The sequence below is a fragment of the uncultured Devosia sp. genome, from assembly GCF_964244875.1.
In the GTDB taxonomy this organism is placed as follows: Bacteria; Pseudomonadota; Alphaproteobacteria; order Rhizobiales; family Devosiaceae; genus Devosia.
Genome location: NZ_CAXTKA010000003.1, coordinates 210701 through 227643, shown reverse-complemented (window position 1 = coordinate 227643; position 16943 = coordinate 210701). Strand labels below are relative to the sequence as shown.

Sequence of the window (16943 nt, the reverse complement as noted above, 5' to 3'; positions counted from 1 at the left end):
GCTCGCTGGTGCCTTGCTCCGGCCCCAGCGCGCACGCATCCTTGATCCGTCCGAGCCGCTGTCAAATTGACGAAGCAGGTGTTGTCAGCGACTATCGAGCACCGACGGAGGTCCACAATGCGGCGATCAATAACGGTTCTCGGGCTCGTCATCGGGCTGCTTTCAGGCGTTCCTGCGTTCGCGCAAGGTGGCGCCGCACAATTTGGTTTCGCTGCCCTGGCTGGCGACGATTTTGGCGCTATCGGCCTTGCGGCGCTGCAAAACGTGCGGCAACGCGCCGATGACGGCGACAGCGGTGCAGCGATGATTCTGTCCCGCTATCTTTTGGGCAATAGCCGCACCGACGCGGAAAAAGCCGAAGGCTTGACGCGACTCTTCGCGGCTGCCGATGCCGGTATCGCCGAGGCCTTGACCCGTCGGGCAGATATCCTGCGGTCCGGGCAGTTCGGTGTACCGGCCGATCCCACCGCCGCCGCGGGTTTCTACGAGCAGGCTCTACTGCAAGGCGACAATGGCGCCAGGCGCGGTCTTGCCAGCCTTCTGATCGCTGGCAACGGCATTGCTGCCGATACCGCTCGTGCCGTAATGTTGCTCGAGGAGGCGATTGCCAGTGGCGATGTGTCGGCCGCGACGCAACTGGCCGGGCTTTACGCACAAGGCACCTGGATAGAGCCGGATGCAGAACGGGCGGTCGCGCTGTATGGCTTGGGGATCGCTATTGCCAATACCAGCGCTATCAACGGTTTGGGCGATCTTTATCGCGCCGGCAAAACCATGCCGGCCGATCCGGAAACGGCGCTCGCCCTTTATGGCGAGGCCGCGCGGATCGGCGACGGCAATGCGCAAAAGAAATTTGCCGATATGCGGGTCAAGGGCGAAGGCGGTCCTGCCGATGCTGCTGGTGGCATCGCCATGCTGGAAACGCTTGCGCCCAATGACAGCAGCGCTTTCGTTACGATCGGGGATTACTATGCGCGCGGCATCGGCGTGGCGATCGACGCTGCCCGCGCCGCCGACTATTATCAACGCGGCGTCGATGCCGACAATGCCCAGGCCGCCGCCAGGCTCGCCCAACTCAACTATAATGGTGCACCTGGGGTCGATCGAGACTTTGCCAAGGCGTTCGCACTCTATAGTGCGGCGGGCGATGCGTCGAGCAAGCGGCTGGCCGCCGAAATGCTGGCGCGCGGGCAGGGAACCCCGAGCGACGTGGCTGGCGCCATCGCTACGCTCGAACGTCTGGGCGCCGATGGCGATGCGGCGGCCTGGGTTCTCGCCGGCGATCTGTTGGCGCGCGGCGAAGTCATCCGTCCGGATGCCGCAAAAGCCGCCACGCTCTACCAGCAGGCCAGTGAAGCCGGCAGCGCCGCCGGCGCCGTGCGGCTGGCTGACCTTTATCGCAATGGCTCGATCAATGGCGCAAGGCTGCGCCCGCAGCCGCAAAATGCAGTCCCGCTTTATGAAAAAGCCATCGCCCTGGACGACAATAGCGCCCGGCGGGCCTTGTCTGCCCTGTTGCTCAGGGGGGCTCCGGGCGTTCCGGCCGACGCCGGGCGAGCGGTAGCCCTTTTGGAAGATGCAGCCGCCAAAGGCGACGCAACTGCCTACCAGCAACTTGGTGTGGTGTTTTCCTCCGGCGACCCACTGCCCGCCGATTACGAGCGCGCAGTGGCCGCTTTCGCGCAATCGGTATCGGCCGGCAATCCGTCCGCCAGGGTGCGCGGCAACGTGGCGGTGGCGAACGGGCCTCTCGCCGAGGTCCATGGCGAGCAGGCCATCGCGGATTTACAGAAAGCCATCGGCGAAGGCGTTCCGGGCGCTGCGCTCGAACTGGCGCGCCTGCAAATCGCCGGCCTGGTGCCCGGCGCCGGAGCTGGCGACGTGGTCGCGACCCTGCAACCTGCCATCGACGCGGACAATGTCGCAGCCATCCGCTTTCTGATCGGTTTTTACCGTGACGGCGTGGGCTCCATCGTCGAGCCCAATCCAGCGGCCGCAACCGCGCTGATCAGCGACAAGGAACAGGTTTTGGGCCGCGAAACAGCGGCCCTCGAGCGCATCTATCTTGCCGCCAAACTGCCGCCCACGCCCGCCGTGTTCGACAAGGTCAATGGTGACCTGGAGTTGCTCACGCCGCCCAATGCGATCAGCGCGGTCATGCGCTTGCGCGGTGTCAGCAAGAACGTCTATGTGCATGTGCTGCAAACCAAGTTAGCGGAGTTGGGACTCTACACCGGCAAGCGCGGCGGCACGCTGGACGGCAAGACCATCAAGGTGCTGCAGACCTTCTGCGAAGATGCCGGCATACGATCGGCGTGCGATCTTGGCCCGCTCGATGTCCAGGCCAGCTCGGCCATAGCGCGGGCCTTGTTTCTGCCACGCCTCTAACGCCGCGTTTGCAGCCAACAGGCAATCCAGCGCGCGGGCCAGATGGTCCCCGCCAGCGATAAAATTCTGCGTCTCAAGCAAGGCCGGCTAGCGGCAGGCGCGTGGATGATCTAACAAAGTTCTGTTTGCGGCAGACCAGGCGATGTGATCGATGATGAGATCGCACCCAGAGCGACGTGAGAAGAGAAGTTAGATGAATATTGGCGTCAGCCGCGCTGTGTTTGGCCGTTGTTTGCGGTTTTGCGTCAGAGACGAGCTTTGTGTGCCGACCAGGCAAAAGCCCTGGATATCGCCATGAAGCTTTTTATCACCGGGACGGCGGGATTCATCGGGTTTCACCTGGCCTTGCGTCTGTTGCGCGATGGTCATGAGGTGATCGGCTATGATGGTGTGACGCCGTACTATGACGTGCGCCTCAAGCGCGCGCGCCTGCACCGTCTCGCCGAATTTCCCGGTTTTCACATGGTCGAGGCCATGCTGGAGGACAAGCCGCGCCTCCTGAACGCGATTTCGGAAGCCTGCGCCGACATCGTCGTCCATCTTGGGGCACAGGCCGGCGTTCGATACAGCATCGATCATCCGGAAAGCTATATCAGCTCCAATCTCGTCGGCACCGCCAATTTGCTGGAGGGCTTGCGGGCGCATCCGCCACGCCATTTCATGTTTGCCTCGACCAGCTCGGTTTATGGCGGCAACGAAAAGATGCCGTTTGCGGAAGTGGATCGCGCCGATGGGCCGGTTTCGCTCTATGCCGCGACCAAGAAGGGCGGCGAGGCGATGACGCATTCCTATGCCCATCTGTGGAACATCCCCACCACCTGCTTCCGGTTTTTTACGGTCTATGGTCCCTGGGGCCGTCCGGACATGGCCTTGTTCAAATTCGTCGACGCCATCGAGCGCGGCGCGCCGATCGATATCTATGGCGAAGGCAAGATGCGGCGGGACTTCACCTATGTCGACGATCTGGTCGCCGCGATCGTCCGGCTGATCGACCAGCCGCCGGTGCGCGGCCAGCGCATCGATGCTACCGATTCCCTGTCCGCCGTAGCGCCCTGGCGCACTGTCAACATTGCCGGGGGCAAACCGGTGGGTCTGCTGGACTTCGTGGACATCGTCGAAAAATCGCTGGGCAAACCGGCTCGCAAAACCCTGTTGCCGATGCAGCAGGGCGACGTCGCACAAACCATGGCGGACCCCACGCTGTTGCGCGCGATCATCGGCTTCGTTCCCGAAACCAATCTGGAAGACGGCGTAGCAGCGTTCGTGGACTGGTATCGCCGCGACTATGTCGGGATCGTCGGCGGCCAGGATGCCGTGGCGGTCTGACGCCCGGCTGCGCGCAGCAATGGTGCCGGCAGCAGGGTTCGAACCCGCGACCCCCTGATTACAAATCAGGTGCTCTACCAACTGAGCTATACCGGCGACGGTGCGGCATTAGCATTGGTGGCGGGCGGTTGCAACGCCCGTCGGTAAGCGGGAGAGCTTTGGGTAGCTATTCGGCCGCCGTGCGGTTGCTGCGCGACGGCTGATCGAACTGCTGGCCAAAATTGAGCTTGTTCATCGCGGCCAGGAACCCTTCGCGGATATCGTCGCGGTCCAGGGCATAGGCGACGTTGGCGGTGAGAAAGCCGATCTTGGAGCCGCAATCGAACGAGGTGCCCTGGTATTTGACCCCGCTGAAGGGCTGCGAGCGCATCAGGGTCTGCATGGCGTCGGTGATCTGGATTTCCCCGCCGGCGCCCTTGGGCTGGTCGGCCAGCAGGGCAAAGATTTCCGGCTGCAGGATGTAGCGCCCCGAAATCATCAGGTTGGAGGGCGCATCCTCGCGCCTGGGCTTTTCCACCATGTCGGTAATGGCAAAGCCGGTATCGGGGCCCTCGCCGCGGGCGATAATGCCATAGGAGGAGACTTCGGAGGGCGGCACTTCCTCGACGGCGATGACATTGCCGCCGGTTTCCTCATAGGCTTCCATCATCTGCTTGAGCACGCCGGGCACGCCCTTGAACAGCATGTCGGGCAGCAGCAGCGCAAAGGGCTGGTCGCCCACGATGTCGCGGGCGCACCAGACCGCATGGCCCAGGCCCAGCGGTTCCTGCTGGCGGGTGAACGACGTACGACCCGCCGAGGGCAGGTCATGGCGCAAGGCATCGAGCGCCTGGGTCTTGCCGCGCATCTCGAGGGTGGTTTCCAGCTCGAACTGGCGATCGAAATGATCCTCGATGACGCCCTTGTTGCGGCCGGTGACGAACACGAAGTGCTCGATGCCGGCCTCGCGCGCCTCATCGACGGCATACTGGATCAATGGCCGATCGACCACCGTCAACATCTCCTTGGGCAAAGCCTTGGTCGCCGGCAAAAATCGCGTGCCCAAGCCCGCTACTGGAAATACCGCCGTCCGAACCCGCTTGGCCACTCGCCTTCTCCCTCAGAGGTTTGCACGGCATACTTGTCATGGTTTGCCCGTGGCGAGCAAGTTTTTGTCCGGGTCAGTTAATGCCGTCCAATCGTGGCGGCATGACGGGCCGTCGGCGGCGGAAACTTTTTTTCTAACCTGTGCCGGGACGGCATTGCCCGGCGTCTGCGCAACGGCGGAGCGTGGATAATTCGGCCACGCCCGCACACGCCCATGGTGCATTATTCCGGCGGGCCCGTCCGAGGCCCTCGGCAACACAGTTTCGCCTTGCCGCCCAGGCCCTTGGCGCATTACCACCACGGCTGAAACGGCCCGCGACGGCGGGCACGGTATCGCTCGGAGAATTCGGTGACGCTCGAAAAAATGACCCATCTGCGCGCGCTGGAAGCCGAGAGCATCGAGATCCTGCGTGAGGTGGCTGCCAGTTTCGAGCGGCCGGTGATGATGTATTCGATCGGCAAGGATTCCAGCGTCCTGCTGCATCTGGCGCGCAAGGCCTTCTTTCCCTCGCGCATTCCGTTCCCGCTGCTGCATGTCAATACAACTTGGAAATTCAAGGAGATGATCGCGTTTCGCGATCGGATGGCGCAGGAATACGGGTTCGACCTGATCAGCCATACCAATGCGGAGGGGGTGCGGGACAATATCAACCCGTTCGATCATGGCTCCTCGCGCTACACCGATATCATGAAGACGGCCGCCCTGCGCCAGGCGCTCAATGCCGGGCAATACGATGCGGCAATCGGGGGAGCCCGGCGTGACGAGGAAAAGTCGCGCGCCAAGGAGCGCATCTTTTCCCATCGCAACAGCCAGCATGCCTGGGACCCCAAGAACCAGCGGCCCGAGCTATGGCGCGTATTCAACACGCGGCTCAATCCCGGCGAGAGCATGCGGGTGTTTCCGCTGAGCAATTGGACCGAGCTCGATATCTGGACCTATGTCTATTCCGAGCAAATCCCGATCGTGCCGCTGTATTTCGCCAAGCGCAGGCCGGTCGTGGAACGCTTCGGCACGCTGATCATGGTCGATGACGAGCGGATGCCGCTGCTGGAGGGCGAGACGCCGCACGAGGAACTGGTCCGGTTCCGGACTTTAGGTTGTTACCCGCTGACCGGCGCCATGCGCTCCAGCGCCGCGAGCCTGCCCGAAATCATCATGGAAATGCAGGCCAGCCGGACGTCCGAACGGGAGGGTCGGCTGATCGACAGCGATCAGGTCGGCTCTATGGAGAAAAAGAAGCAGGAAGGGTACTTCTAGGATGAGCCTTTCCCTGGTCACCCCCGACACCGATATCGACCTCTGGCTTGCCCAGCAAACCGATAAGTCGCTGCTGCGGTTTTTGACCTGCGGCAGCGTCGACGACGGCAAATCCACGCTGATCGGCCGGTTGCTGTATGACAGCCAGTTGATCCTGGATGACCAGTTGGCGAGCCTGCGCAAGGAAAGCCGCAATCGCACCACCGGCGACGAGGGCATCGATTTTTCCCTTCTCGTCGATGGGCTCTCGGCCGAGCGCGAGCAGGGCATCACCATCGACGTGGCCTATCGGTTTTTTTCCACCGACAAGCGCAAGTTCATTGTCGCCGACACACCCGGCCATGAGCAATATACCCGCAACATGGCAACCGGCGCTTCCAATGCCGAACTGGCGCTGGTGCTGATCGACGCGCGCAAGGGCGTCCTGACCCAGACGCGGCGGCACAGCTTCATCCTGTCGCTGATCGGGGTTAAGCATGTCGTCCTCGTGATCAACAAGATCGACCTGGTCGACTACGACCAGGCGGTGTTCGATCGCATCGAGGCCGAATACCGCGCTTTTGCCGAGCCCTTGGGGTTCAAGACCCTGGCGGCGGTTCCAGTATCGGCATTGCGCGGGGACAATATCCTTGCCCCAAGCCCGCGCACGCCCTGGTACGGTGGCGCAGCACTTGTGCCCTATCTCGAAACCATCGAGGTTGCGCAGGACCTGTCGGCCCAGCCGATGCGCTTTCCGGTGCAGTGGGTCAATCGGCCCAACCTGGATTTTCGCGGGTTTGCGGGCACAGTCGCTGCAGGGCGGATTGCTGTCGGCGATGAGGTGCTGATTGCCGCGTCGCGCAAGCCCGCGGTGGTGTCGCGCATCGTCACGATGGATGGCGAGTTCGACCATGCCGTCGCCGGGCAGGCGGTGACGCTGGTGCTGGATCGTGAGGTGGATATCTCGCGCGGGGATGTGTTGACGCATTCGGGGCAGACGCCCGAATTTTCCAACCAGTTCCAGGCACGTGTGGTGTGGATGGGCGAGGAGTCGGCGTTTCCCGGCCGCTCGTACCTGCTCAAGATCGGTGCGCAGACCGTTCCGGCAACCATTACCGATCTGAAATTTCGCACCAACGTCAATACGCTGGAGCATAATGCTGCCACCAAGCTCGACCTTAACGAGGTCGGCACGGTAACCATCGCTACCGACAAGGCGATCGCTTTCGACGCCTATGGCGCCAACGCGCTCACTGGCGGCTTCATCCTGATCGACCGGTTGTCCAATGCCACGCTGGGCGCCGGCACCATCGAGTTCGGGCTGCGGCGCGCGCAGAACCTGGCATATCAGTCCTTCGACGTGAACCGTGACGTGCGGGGCGCGATGAAAGGTCAAACTCCGCAGGTGATCTGGTTCACCGGGCTGTCAGGGTCAGGCAAGTCGAGCATTGCCAATCTGATCGAGAAGCGTCTCACCGCCGAAGGTCGGCATGCCTATATCCTGGACGGCGACAACGTGCGCCACGGCCTTAACAAGGATCTCGGCTTTACCGAGGCGGCGCGGGTCGAAAACGTGCGCCGCGTTGCTGAAGTCGCCCGATTGATGGCCGATGCCGGTCTGGTGGTGCTGGTGTCGTTTATCTCGCCTTTCGCCAAGGAACGGCAGTTGGCGCGTGAAGTTTCCGGCGATATCCGCTTCACCGAAATTTATGTCGATACGCCGCTCGAAGTGTGTGAGGCGCGTGATCCCAAAGGGCTTTATGCTCGGGCCAGGGCCGGCGAAATCAAGAACTTCACCGGCATCGACTCCCCGTTCGAGCCCCCCAGCGCGCCCGATATCGTGCTGCACGGCGCGCTGAATACGCCTGAAGAATTGGCCGAGCAGTTGTATGCCCGGCTGACCATCGCGCCTTGATCGGGTTGGTCGGGTCCAGCCCCGGCCGGTTATCCTCGATCCGCAGGTTGACCGGCTTTCTCAAGGCATGGTGACCGTGCCTTGATGTTTGCGTAACGGCCATTGCGTTGCCTCGGCAAATCGATACCGTCCGGTGGCGCAAAGCAGGAGCAGCAATTGGCGACGTCACGCAAGCGGCCGGTTAAAAGCGCGCAAAAGCCAAGCAGGAGCCACCGCAAAGCTCTGGGCCTGAAAGTTGCCACAACGCGGTGGCCACGCCACGGCGCCTTCATCGTCGCGTTCGTCGCCGGTACGGTCGTCGCCTTGTTGACGCTGTTCTGGGTTCCCAAGTTTGCCATCGTCGCCGGCGCGATCGCGATGTTTATAGCCTACCTGCTGCTCGTGGGCCTGATGCTGCCGGTTTTGACCGCGGAGTTCCTGCGATCACGCGCCGACGAGGCCGATACGCCGACCGGCGTCATCTTCTGCGTCATCCTGAGCGTCGTGGGTGTCTGCTGCGCGACCCTGTTCATGGCGCTCAACGGAGAGGATGCGCCGCTGCTCGAGGAAGTGCTGCTCAGCGTGGCCTCGGTGCTGCTGGGCTGGTTCACCATCCATACCATGGCGGCGATGCACTATGCCTACGAATACTACGAATCGCCATCCGCCAATCCAAGCAGGAGCGTCGCCGACAGGTCGGTTGGTGGTCTGGATTTTCCCGAAGGCGACCGGCCCGACGGGATTGCCTTTCTGTATTTCGCCTATGTGATCGGCACGGCTTTTGCCGTTTCCGATATCCGCGTCACCTCCAACAAGATGCGCAAGATCGTGCTGTTGCATTCAACATTCTCGTATTTCTTCAACACCCTGATCGTGGCTGCTACGGTCAACGTCGCGGTGGCGGTGGGCGGCGTCTAATCGATTGCTCCTCGCACCGACGCGTGCCAATTTCGCGCCACTGATTTGCCAGGAACTCAAGCCATGAAGTCGCGCGCCGCCATTGCCTTGCAGGCCGGAAAACCACTCGAAATCGTCGAGGTCGATCTCGATGGCCCCAAGGCCGGCGAGGTGATGGTAGAGATCAAGGCCACGGGCATCTGCCACACCGATGACTTCACCCTGTCGGGCGCCGATCCGGAAGGATTGTTCCCGGCAATTCTGGGTCACGAGGGTGCGGGCGTGGTCGTGGAAGTCGGGCCCGGCGTCACCAGCCTGAAGCCGGGCGACCATGTCATCCCGCTCTATACGCCCGAATGCCGCGAATGTTATTCGTGCCGGTCCGGCAAAACCAATTTGTGCACCGCCATCCGCGCGACGCAAGGGCAGGGGCTCATGCCAGACGGCACGTCGCGCTTTTCCTTCGAGGGCAAGCCTATCCACCACTATATGGGGTGCTCCACCTTTTCGAATTTCACCGTGCTGCCTGAAATCGCGGTAGCCAAGATCGACGCGTCGGCCGCCTTCGACAAGGTCTGCTACATCGGCTGCGGCGTCACGACCGGCATCGGCGCGGTGATCAACACCGCCAAGGTCGAAATCGGGGCGACGGCGGTGGTTTTCGGTCTGGGTGGTATCGGTCTCAACGTCATCCAGGGCCTGCGGCTGGCGGGCGCCGACATGATCATCGGGGTCGATATCAACAACGACAAGAAAGCCTGGGGCGAGCGCTTCGGCATGACCCACTTCGTCAATCCCACGGAGATCGACGGCGACGTCGTGCCTTTTCTGGTCAATCTCACCAAGCGCCGCGGCGATCTGATCGGGGGAGCCGACTACACGTTTGATTGCACTGGCAATACCACGGTCATGCGTCAGGCACTGGAGGCGAGCCATCGCGGTTGGGGCAAGTCCGTCGTGATCGGGGTAGCCGGTGCGGGCAAGGAAATTGCCACCCGCCCGTTCCAGCTCGTCACTGGACGGACCTGGATGGGCACTGCTTTTGGCGGCTCCAAGGGCCGCACCGATGTGCCGAAAATCGTCGACTGGTATCTGGATGGCAAGATCGAGATCGATCCGATGATTACCCATACGCTGCGCCTCGAGGATATCAACAAGGGCTTCGAGATGATGCATTCGGGCGACAGCATCCGTAGCGTGGTGGTCTATTAATCCATGCAAGCGCGCGTTCTTTCGGTGAGCCTGGCACCGCGTCATGGCTTCAGCAAAATGGTGACCGGTTCGATCCGGCTGCTGTCCGGCCTGGGTGTGGAAGGCGATGCGCATGCTGGCATCACAGTCAAGCATCGCTCACGCGTGGCTGTTGACCCCAGCCAGCCTAACCTGCGGCAGGTACACTTGATTCAGTCCGAGCTGTTCCATGACCTTGAGGGCAAGGGCTTTGCAGTGGTCCCAGGCGCGCTTGGCGAAAATATTGCAACAACCGGCATCGATCTTTTAGCCCTGCCGCGCGGCACGCTATTGCGTCTGGGGTCGGAGGCGGTGGTGGAAATCACCGGTCTGCGCAACCCCTGCAGCCAGATCGAGGCGTTCAAGCCGGGTTTGCTTGCCCAACTCGTCGGCAGGAACGACGCAGGTCAAGTCGTCCGCAAGGCCGGCATCATGAGCATCGTGCTGGTTGGGGGAGACGTGCATGAAGGCGACTCTATCAACGTCGACCTGCCGCCAGAACCGCATCTCCCGCTAGACCGAATCTAAAGCTTGCACAACCCTCCGTCACATGTCATATAATTTACGACACTTGACGGAGGCAGCCATGGCACAAATTGCAATAACCGGCTTTGACGAAGTAGTGCAGACAGCTTTTGAGTCTGGCGATGTCAATCACGTCGCTACGTTGCTGGGTGGTCATCGTGTGCTCAAGCATGCGCTGAACGGCCCGCTCGACGCCCATGAAATGCTGCTGGCAGGCCTGCCGGGCGAAGCGCTGACCTATCTGGAACGTAATCTCAAATTTCTCGATGCGGCGGCTTTTGAAAAGGCCATCGGCATGAGCGTGCGCACCGTCCAGCGCCGCAAGGCCGATCCCCGCCAGGCCTTGAACACCGAGCAAAGCAACCGCACCTGGAAGTTCACGGAAATCCTGGCCAAGGCCAGCGAGGTCTTTGGTGGCCAGCAGCATGCCGAGGAATGGCTCAGCGAACCGGCAATCGGCTTGAATGGCCGCAAGCCCATTGATTTGCTTGCTACTGCGGCGGGCACCGAATTGGTCGAGGTCTATCTCGGTCAAATCGAATATGGGGTCTATGTGTGAGCGCACCGCGACCCGCCCTTTTGGGCGGAACGGAGTTGATCGCCTGGCGTCTCGACCCGCAACAATTTGCGTCGACCTGGGACAGCGGGGAGGGTGCCTACAGGTTCGGCGGGCGCTGGAGCAGCGTCGGGGTACGGGCGGTCTATTGCGCGCTCGATGCGTCAACCAGCATCCTGGAAGTCGCGGTGCATCGTGGTTTCAAGAGGATGGACACGATATCGCATAGCCTGACTGCGCTCACAATTGTCGATCCGGCCGATGTGCACATTGTTGACGATGACCGCTTGCCCAATGCGAACTGGCTGCGCGCTGGCATGCCGAGTGCCGGGCAACAATCGTTCGGCGATGCCTTGCTGCGAACCTACAAATTCGTGGCCGTTCCAAGCGTCGTTTCGCCCAATAGCTGGAACTTGTTGTTCGTGGCCTCCATGGCCAAGGGACGCTATAGGTTGCATTCACAAGAGGGCTTTGCCCTTGATACCAGACTTAACCCGCCGCCAGCTTGACCTAAGCCAATGCCGTTTCTCCAGATTTATGTCGATGCCGACGCTTGCCCGGTCAAGGACGAGGCATTGCGGGTCGCCGAGCGCCATGGGCTGGTGGTGAGCTATGTCAGCAATGGCGGCATTCGGCCGTCGCGGGACCCGATGGTGCGTGTGGTTGTGGTGCCCCGGGGCGCCGACGCGGCCGACGATTGGATCGTGGAGCAGGCACAGCCCAACGATATCGTGCTGACCGCCGATATTCCCCTGGCCGGTCGGGCTCTGGCGAAGGGCTGCCACGTGCTCGGTTTTTCCGGCAAGCCGTTCACCCAGGCTTCCATCGGCATGGCGCTGGCAATGCGCGAACTCAGCCAGCATCTGCGCGAGACCGGCGAAAGCAAGGGCTACAACGCCAGCTTCCGCCCCGCCGACCGCTCGGCATTCCTCAGCGCGCTGGACACCTTGGTGGTCCGGGCCAAGTCAGGCGCCGGCTGACGTTTGCTTTAGTCTTCGTCGTCTTCGACATCGGTCAAATACACCGATACCTCGATATCGATGCCATAGGCCGCAATCGCAGCCGCCATATGGGCGGGCAGGCGGGTCGACATGGCCTCGCCGTCTTCTGGAAAATCAAAAGCGATATCGAGGACGGCCCGGCCAACTCGACGGTCCTCCAGCATCGCGGCAATCGCCGGGCCAGACCTCTCCGCCAGTTCCAGCACCGTGCGGACCGGGTTTTTGACTGCGATATCGACCTGCGCATAGAAGCTGTTTTCGGTATCTTCCGCTTCGAAGCGGTTGGTCAATTGTTTAAGGCTTATATCCAGTTCCTGCTGGGTCAGTGTCACGCCGGACAGGCGAAGGGCGATGGCAAAGGGCTCGAACTGGCTCATCAGGTTCGCCCGGCCGTGGCCGCGAACAGGGCGATCGCCGCGGCGTTGGACACGTTGAGGGACTTGATCGGCCCCGGCATGTCCAGCTTGACCATCTCGTCGCAGAGTTCGCGCGTCCGTTGGCGCAGGCCCTTGCCCTCGGCGCCCATGACGATGGCGAGCGGCACGTCGCCACTGCGGGGCATGAGCCGGTGTTCGCTTTCCGAATCAAAGCCCAGCACCTGCATGCCGCGTTTCTTGAGGATTTCCAGCGCGTCGCCGAGATTGCGCACCTCGATCATCGGCACCAGATCGAGCGCGCCGGAAGCGGATTTGGCCATGACGCCGGTTTCTCGCGGCGAATGGCGGGCCGTGGTGATCACCGCATCGGCGCCAAAAGCGCAGGCGGTGCGCAGAATGGCGCCGACATTGTGCGGGTCGGTAATCTGGTCGAGCACCACCACCAGGCGCAAGGGATCAATATCGTTGAGCCCGAACCGGCTGACCGGATCGACCTCAAGTGCCGCGCCTTGGTGCACCGCGTCCTCGCCCAGCAGGCGATCGAGCTCTTTGGGCGTGGTTTCCTTGACGGCAACCTTGCCGATCTCGCCGGTTTCCCTGAGCCTGTTCAACGCGTTCGGCGTGACCAGCAGGACTTTTTTGGTGCGGTTGGGATTGTCCAGAGCGGCACGCACGGTATGCAGTCCATACAGATAAACCGGCCCGTCATCGGGGTCGTAGCGTGGCTTGGCGGGAAATTTGTTGAAGCTCATGGGGCAGGGGTAGCGCCTTTGGCGGATGCCAGCAAGCCGCCTGTGGCGGGCATAGCGACCGGCATGCCGGATTTCTTGCCGGCAATCGGGAACAGCAGTTGACACTCCTGTCACAGATCACCATAAACCGCCCGACGAAGTGCCCAAGCGCTTCGGTTTCCCGCTCGTGCGACGTTGTCAGTGGAGGGGTGGGAGAGTGGTTAAATCCGGCAGACTGTAAATCTGCTCGCTTAGCGTACACTGGTTCGAATCCAGTCCCCTCCACCATTTCGCTGATTTCGGCCATCCCGGCATTGCCTTGGATCGGCGTTGAAACTAGCATCAATCGTCACGGTCCTGCGGGTCCCGGGCGGGTATAGCTCAGTGGTAGAGCAGCAGCCTTCCAAGCTGAATATGCGGGTTCGATTCCCGCTACCCGCTCCATTAATCCCAACTCCTGCCGTAACGTGACAACTCATTGGTAATGTTCATTCTTCCGTCAGAGTTGGCTAAAAGGTTGCAATATTTCGAGCGAGCGTCGGCATTGCCGGCGACGGGGTGCTCCTGACGAGCTGTTTCTCGACCCAGTCGCTTGACGGGCACCTGCGTCATCAAAAGTTCGCGCAATCTTTAACAAATCGTTTTTGCACCGGCCTAAAGACGGCGCGTCGCAATGCAATTTTTATTGCAAGGAAGAAATCATGACACGCAAATTGCACACCACGATCGCCGCCGGCCTGATGGCGCTGGTCGCCTCCGTTGCCACGGCCCAGGCCGAGACCACCGTCAAGTTCTGGCACAGCTTCAACAACGCATCCGGTGAAGCGCTGGACAAGATCATTGCCAATTTCGAGGCCGCTAATCCCGACATCGATGTTGAAGGCGAATTCGTCGGCGACTACAATGACATCGTTGCCAAGCTGCAGGCTGCCATCCCGGCCAACCGCGCCCCCGACGCCGTCATCCTTGAGGTCACGCGCTACGGCCTGTTCGCCGATGGTGGCGTGCTGGCCGACCTGACGCCTTATTTCGACGCGGATCCGCTCAAGAACGACCTGTACGACTATGCGCGCCAGCTTGGCGTGATCGGCGACAAGACCTTTGTCGTCCCGTTCAATTCCTCGACCCCCGTCCTCTACTACAACAAGGACGTCTTCGCCCGCGCCGGCATCACTGGCGAGCCGTCGCTCAAGAGCTTCGACGAAATCCTAACCGCTGCCGAAACCATTACCGAAAAGCTCGGCTCTGAAGGCATTACCGGTATTGCCGCGCCGGGCCAGTTCGCCCGTTGGGGCCTGGTCATGGCCAATGGCAGCGAACTGGTCGATCCGATCAGCGGTGAAATCCTCTTGGACGCTCCCAAGACCATCGAAGCCTATCAGTGGATGGCCTCGCTCGTGTCCGACCACAAGGTTGCCTCGGCCGATGGCGTGACCGACGAAGACGCCGGCCGTGACGCATTCCTCGCCGGCAAGGTCGGCATCATGTTCAACTCGACCGGCAATTATGTCGGCTCGCGGAAGGCGCTGGGCGATAATCTCGGCGTGCTGCCCATGCCCTGCACCGAGACCTGCTCGGTTCCGATCGGTGGCGCGGGTGTGGGCATCCTCGCCACCTCGCCCAAGGACGTGCAGGACGCCGCCTACAAGTTCATCAGCTATGCCGCCTCGCCGGAAGCCAACGCGATCTGGTTCGCAGCCACCGGCTATCTGCCGATCAACAAGCACACGGTCGAGCAGCCCATTGCCGCTGAAGCGCTCGCCACCCAGCCCGGCATCGACGTGGCGATCAACTCGCTGCCTTTCGCCCATGGCCGTGCCCGCACTCCGGTCGTGACGTGGATGCGCACCACCGAAAACAAGATGTGGGAAGCCATGGCCCTGGGCCAGGGTGACGTCGAGACCACGATGAAGGACTTCGCCACCCAGACTCGTGCCGAAGAAGCCCGCACCAAGTAATAGCCCTCATGACGGACGGCGGGCCGCACAGGCCCGCCGTCACAACCTGGCCGGTCCTCATGTTTGCCAAGCTGACGCCCTATCTGTTCGTCGCGCCGCTGCTCGCGTTCATCGCGGTGTTCACCTATATCCCGATCGTTTCGAGCGTGAACCTGAGCGTTCATTCCTGGAACTTCATGTCGCCGGACATGCCGTTTGTCGGCGCCGATAACTACGCCCGGCTGTTCGCCTCGAGCGATTTCTGGAATTCCCTGCGGGTCACCTCGATCTTCGCGGCCATTTCCGTGCCGGTGCGCCTCGTCTTGGCGCTGGTGATCGCCAGCTATCTCAAGCGCGAAACCTTCACGTCGCGAACGCTGCGCGGCGCGCTGTTCCTGCCCTGGGTGACCTCGGCGGTATCGATCGCGGTCGTGTTCTCTTGGGTGTTTTCGACCGACTATGGCATGGTCAATGCCGTACTGGCCTGGATGGGCATGGGCCGGGTGCCGTGGCTGCAGGACCCGACCCTGGCGCTGCTGGTGCTGATTTTCATCAACACCTGGAAACAGCTCGGCTATGATGTCGTCATCTATATCGCCGGCTTGCAGGCCGTGCCCCAGGAACTCTACGACGCAGCCGCCATCGATGGCGGCAAGCGGTTACAGGTGTTCCGCCGGGTGACGGTGCCTCTGATCATGCCCACGACCTATTTCCTCTTGGTCGTCTCGGTCATCGAGGCCTTCCAGGTGTTCACCATCATCAGCGTCATGACCCGCGGCGGCCCGGCCGGCGCTACCGACATGCTGGTCCACCTGCTTTACCGCACGGGTTTCGTGCTGTTCGATATCGGCACCGGCTCCGCCTTGGCGGTGCTACTGTTCATCCTCTTGATCGCGCTGGCCTTGATCAAATCGCAAGTGATCGGAAAGCGGGTGCACTATGAAGCGTGAGAGCAGATTCCTCGCCGGCCTGGCCCTGATGGGCGGGCTGATTTTCCTGTCGCCGGTGCTGTATTCGATCTGGATGTCCTTCCAGACGGCGCAGGCCTATTACACCGGCAGGCTCGAGTTCACGCTCGACAACTACACCGCCGCCATCGGCCAATACAATTTCGCCCGCTACCTGCTGAACAGCGTCATCGTCTCCGGCACCGTCACCATCCTGAGCCTGACCGTGGCGACCATGGCGGCCTTCGCCTTTGCCCGCTTCACCTTCAAGGGCCGCGACCTGCTGTTCGGCGCAACGGTCGCTACACTGATGATCCCCAGCCACATCACGCTGATCCCCAACTACCTGACGCTTGCCAAGGCAGGACTGCTCGACAGCTATGCCGGGCTGATCCTGCCGGCGATCTCCAATGGCTTCGCCGCCTTCTTCCTGCGCCAGTATATTCGCGGCATTCCCAAAGCGCTCGATGAGGCCGCTTACATGGACGGCGCAACCCCGCTGCAGGTCCTCTGGCGGGTGATCGTGCCGATTGCAATGCCGGCGATCCTGTCGATGGGGCTCTATATCTTCCTTGCCGAATGGAACAATTACATCTGGCCGCTAGTCGCCATCGGCAATGAGGATCTCTACACCCTGCAGGTTGGCCTGGCGCGGCTCTACCGCATCAATCCCGGCGAGGGACTGGTCGACTGGCCGCTGGTCATGGCGGCCTCGACAATCACCATCCTGCCGGTGCTGCTCGGCTTCTTTCTCGTCGAACGCCACCTGGTGCGCGGCATCACCATGGGCGCCGTCAAATGATCAAAGGAC

At 61.7% G+C, this 16943-nt stretch carries 16 protein-coding genes and 3 tRNA genes; 15 read left to right on the top strand and 4 right to left on the bottom strand.

Annotated elements, in window-relative coordinates:
• The first annotated feature begins 117 nt into the window (after nucleotides 1–117).
• A complete protein-coding gene (locus ACFE8X_RS05865; protein WP_375450504.1) occupies nucleotides 118–2388 on the top strand; it encodes a tetratricopeptide repeat protein in 2271 nt (756 codons plus the stop codon).
• A gap of 294 nt (nucleotides 2389–2682) precedes the next feature.
• Entirely contained in the window at nucleotides 2683–3714 is a 1032-nt protein-coding gene (locus tag ACFE8X_RS05860; protein WP_375450503.1) for an NAD-dependent epimerase/dehydratase family protein, read from the top strand.
• A 20-nt stretch (nucleotides 3715–3734) separates the two neighbouring features.
• Here ACFE8X_RS05860 and ACFE8X_RS05855 read toward each other — a convergent pair.
• Both ACFE8X_RS05855 and galU read right to left on the bottom strand, forming a co-directional pair.
• Nucleotides 3735–3810, bottom strand: a tRNA-Thr gene (locus ACFE8X_RS05855).
• Nucleotides 3811–3880: 70 nt separating this feature from the next.
• A complete protein-coding gene (gene galU, locus ACFE8X_RS05850; RefSeq protein ID WP_375450502.1) occupies nucleotides 3881–4801 on the bottom strand; it encodes a UTP--glucose-1-phosphate uridylyltransferase GalU in 921 nt (306 codons plus the stop codon).
• A 348-nt stretch (nucleotides 4802–5149) separates the two neighbouring features.
• On the opposite strand from galU, the gene cysD reads away from it, so the two are divergent.
• From cysD to ACFE8X_RS05810, 8 genes are all read left to right on the top strand, one after another.
• A complete protein-coding gene (gene cysD, locus ACFE8X_RS05845; RefSeq protein ID WP_375450501.1) occupies nucleotides 5150–6058 on the top strand; it encodes a sulfate adenylyltransferase subunit CysD in 909 nt (302 codons plus the stop codon).
• A 1-nt stretch (nucleotide 6059) separates the two neighbouring features.
• Entirely contained in the window at nucleotides 6060–7952 is a 1893-nt protein-coding gene (cysN, locus tag ACFE8X_RS05840; protein WP_375450500.1) for a sulfate adenylyltransferase subunit CysN, read from the top strand.
• 156 nt (nucleotides 7953–8108) lie between these two features.
• Nucleotides 8109–8849: a DUF1345 domain-containing protein gene (locus ACFE8X_RS05835; RefSeq protein WP_375450499.1), complete on the top strand. Its 741-nt coding sequence runs from the start codon at nucleotides 8109–8111 to the stop codon at nucleotides 8847–8849.
• Nucleotides 8850–8912: 63 nt separating this feature from the next.
• Nucleotides 8913–10040: an S-(hydroxymethyl)glutathione dehydrogenase/class III alcohol dehydrogenase gene (locus tag ACFE8X_RS05830; protein WP_375450498.1), complete on the top strand. Its 1128-nt coding sequence runs from the start codon at nucleotides 8913–8915 to the stop codon at nucleotides 10038–10040.
• 3 nt (nucleotides 10041–10043) lie between these two features.
• Entirely contained in the window at nucleotides 10044–10586 is a 543-nt protein-coding gene (locus ACFE8X_RS05825) for an MOSC domain-containing protein (protein WP_375450497.1), read from the top strand.
• Between the two features lie 58 nt (nucleotides 10587–10644).
• Nucleotides 10645–11142 (top strand): antitoxin Xre/MbcA/ParS toxin-binding domain-containing protein, encoded by a 498-nt coding sequence (locus ACFE8X_RS05820; protein WP_375450496.1) that lies wholly within the window; start codon nucleotides 10645–10647, stop codon nucleotides 11140–11142.
• Nucleotides 11139–11648: an RES family NAD+ phosphorylase gene (locus ACFE8X_RS05815; RefSeq protein WP_375450495.1), complete on the top strand. Its 510-nt coding sequence runs from the start codon at nucleotides 11139–11141 to the stop codon at nucleotides 11646–11648. The genes ACFE8X_RS05820 and ACFE8X_RS05815 overlap by 4 nt, the downstream gene beginning before the upstream one ends.
• A 9-nt stretch (nucleotides 11649–11657) precedes the next feature.
• Nucleotides 11658–12119 (top strand): YaiI/YqxD family protein, encoded by a 462-nt coding sequence (locus ACFE8X_RS05810; RefSeq protein WP_375450494.1) that lies wholly within the window; start codon nucleotides 11658–11660, stop codon nucleotides 12117–12119.
• Between the two features lie 8 nt (nucleotides 12120–12127).
• Here the strand turns inward: ACFE8X_RS05810 and ACFE8X_RS05805 are convergent, their stop codons facing one another.
• Nucleotides 12128–12517, bottom strand: coding sequence for a hypothetical protein (locus ACFE8X_RS05805; RefSeq protein WP_375450493.1), 390 nt, complete (start codon nucleotides 12515–12517; stop codon nucleotides 12128–12130).
• Nucleotides 12517–13269 carry a 23S rRNA (guanosine(2251)-2'-O)-methyltransferase RlmB gene (rlmB, locus tag ACFE8X_RS05800; RefSeq protein WP_375450492.1) on the bottom strand — a complete coding sequence of 251 codons (753 nt, stop codon included), beginning with the start codon at nucleotides 13267–13269 and terminating at the stop codon, nucleotides 12517–12519. Before rlmB ends, ACFE8X_RS05805 begins: the two co-directional genes overlap by 1 nt.
• A 182-nt stretch (nucleotides 13270–13451) precedes the next feature.
• On the opposite strand from rlmB, the gene ACFE8X_RS05795 reads away from it, so the two are divergent.
• The 5 genes from ACFE8X_RS05795 (at nucleotide 13452) to ACFE8X_RS05775 (ending at nucleotide 16934) form a co-directional block, all read left to right on the top strand.
• Nucleotides 13452–13536, top strand: a tRNA-Tyr gene (locus ACFE8X_RS05795).
• An 82-nt stretch (nucleotides 13537–13618) separates the two neighbouring features.
• Nucleotides 13619–13692: transfer RNA gene (locus tag ACFE8X_RS05790), tRNA-Gly, on the top strand.
• A 257-nt stretch (nucleotides 13693–13949) separates the two neighbouring features.
• Nucleotides 13950–15206, top strand: a complete 1257-nt coding sequence (locus ACFE8X_RS05785; protein ID WP_375450491.1) for an ABC transporter substrate-binding protein — start codon at nucleotides 13950–13952, stop codon at nucleotides 15204–15206.
• A 59-nt stretch (nucleotides 15207–15265) separates the two neighbouring features.
• The gene (locus ACFE8X_RS05780; protein WP_375450490.1) at nucleotides 15266–16135 is read left to right on the top strand and encodes a carbohydrate ABC transporter permease; all 870 of its coding nucleotides are present in this window, start codon (nucleotides 15266–15268) and stop codon (nucleotides 16133–16135) included.
• Nucleotides 16125–16934: a carbohydrate ABC transporter permease gene (locus ACFE8X_RS05775; protein WP_375450489.1), complete on the top strand. Its 810-nt coding sequence runs from the start codon at nucleotides 16125–16127 to the stop codon at nucleotides 16932–16934. The genes ACFE8X_RS05780 and ACFE8X_RS05775 overlap by 11 nt, the downstream gene beginning before the upstream one ends.
• The last annotated feature ends 9 nt before the right edge of the window (nucleotides 16935–16943 follow it).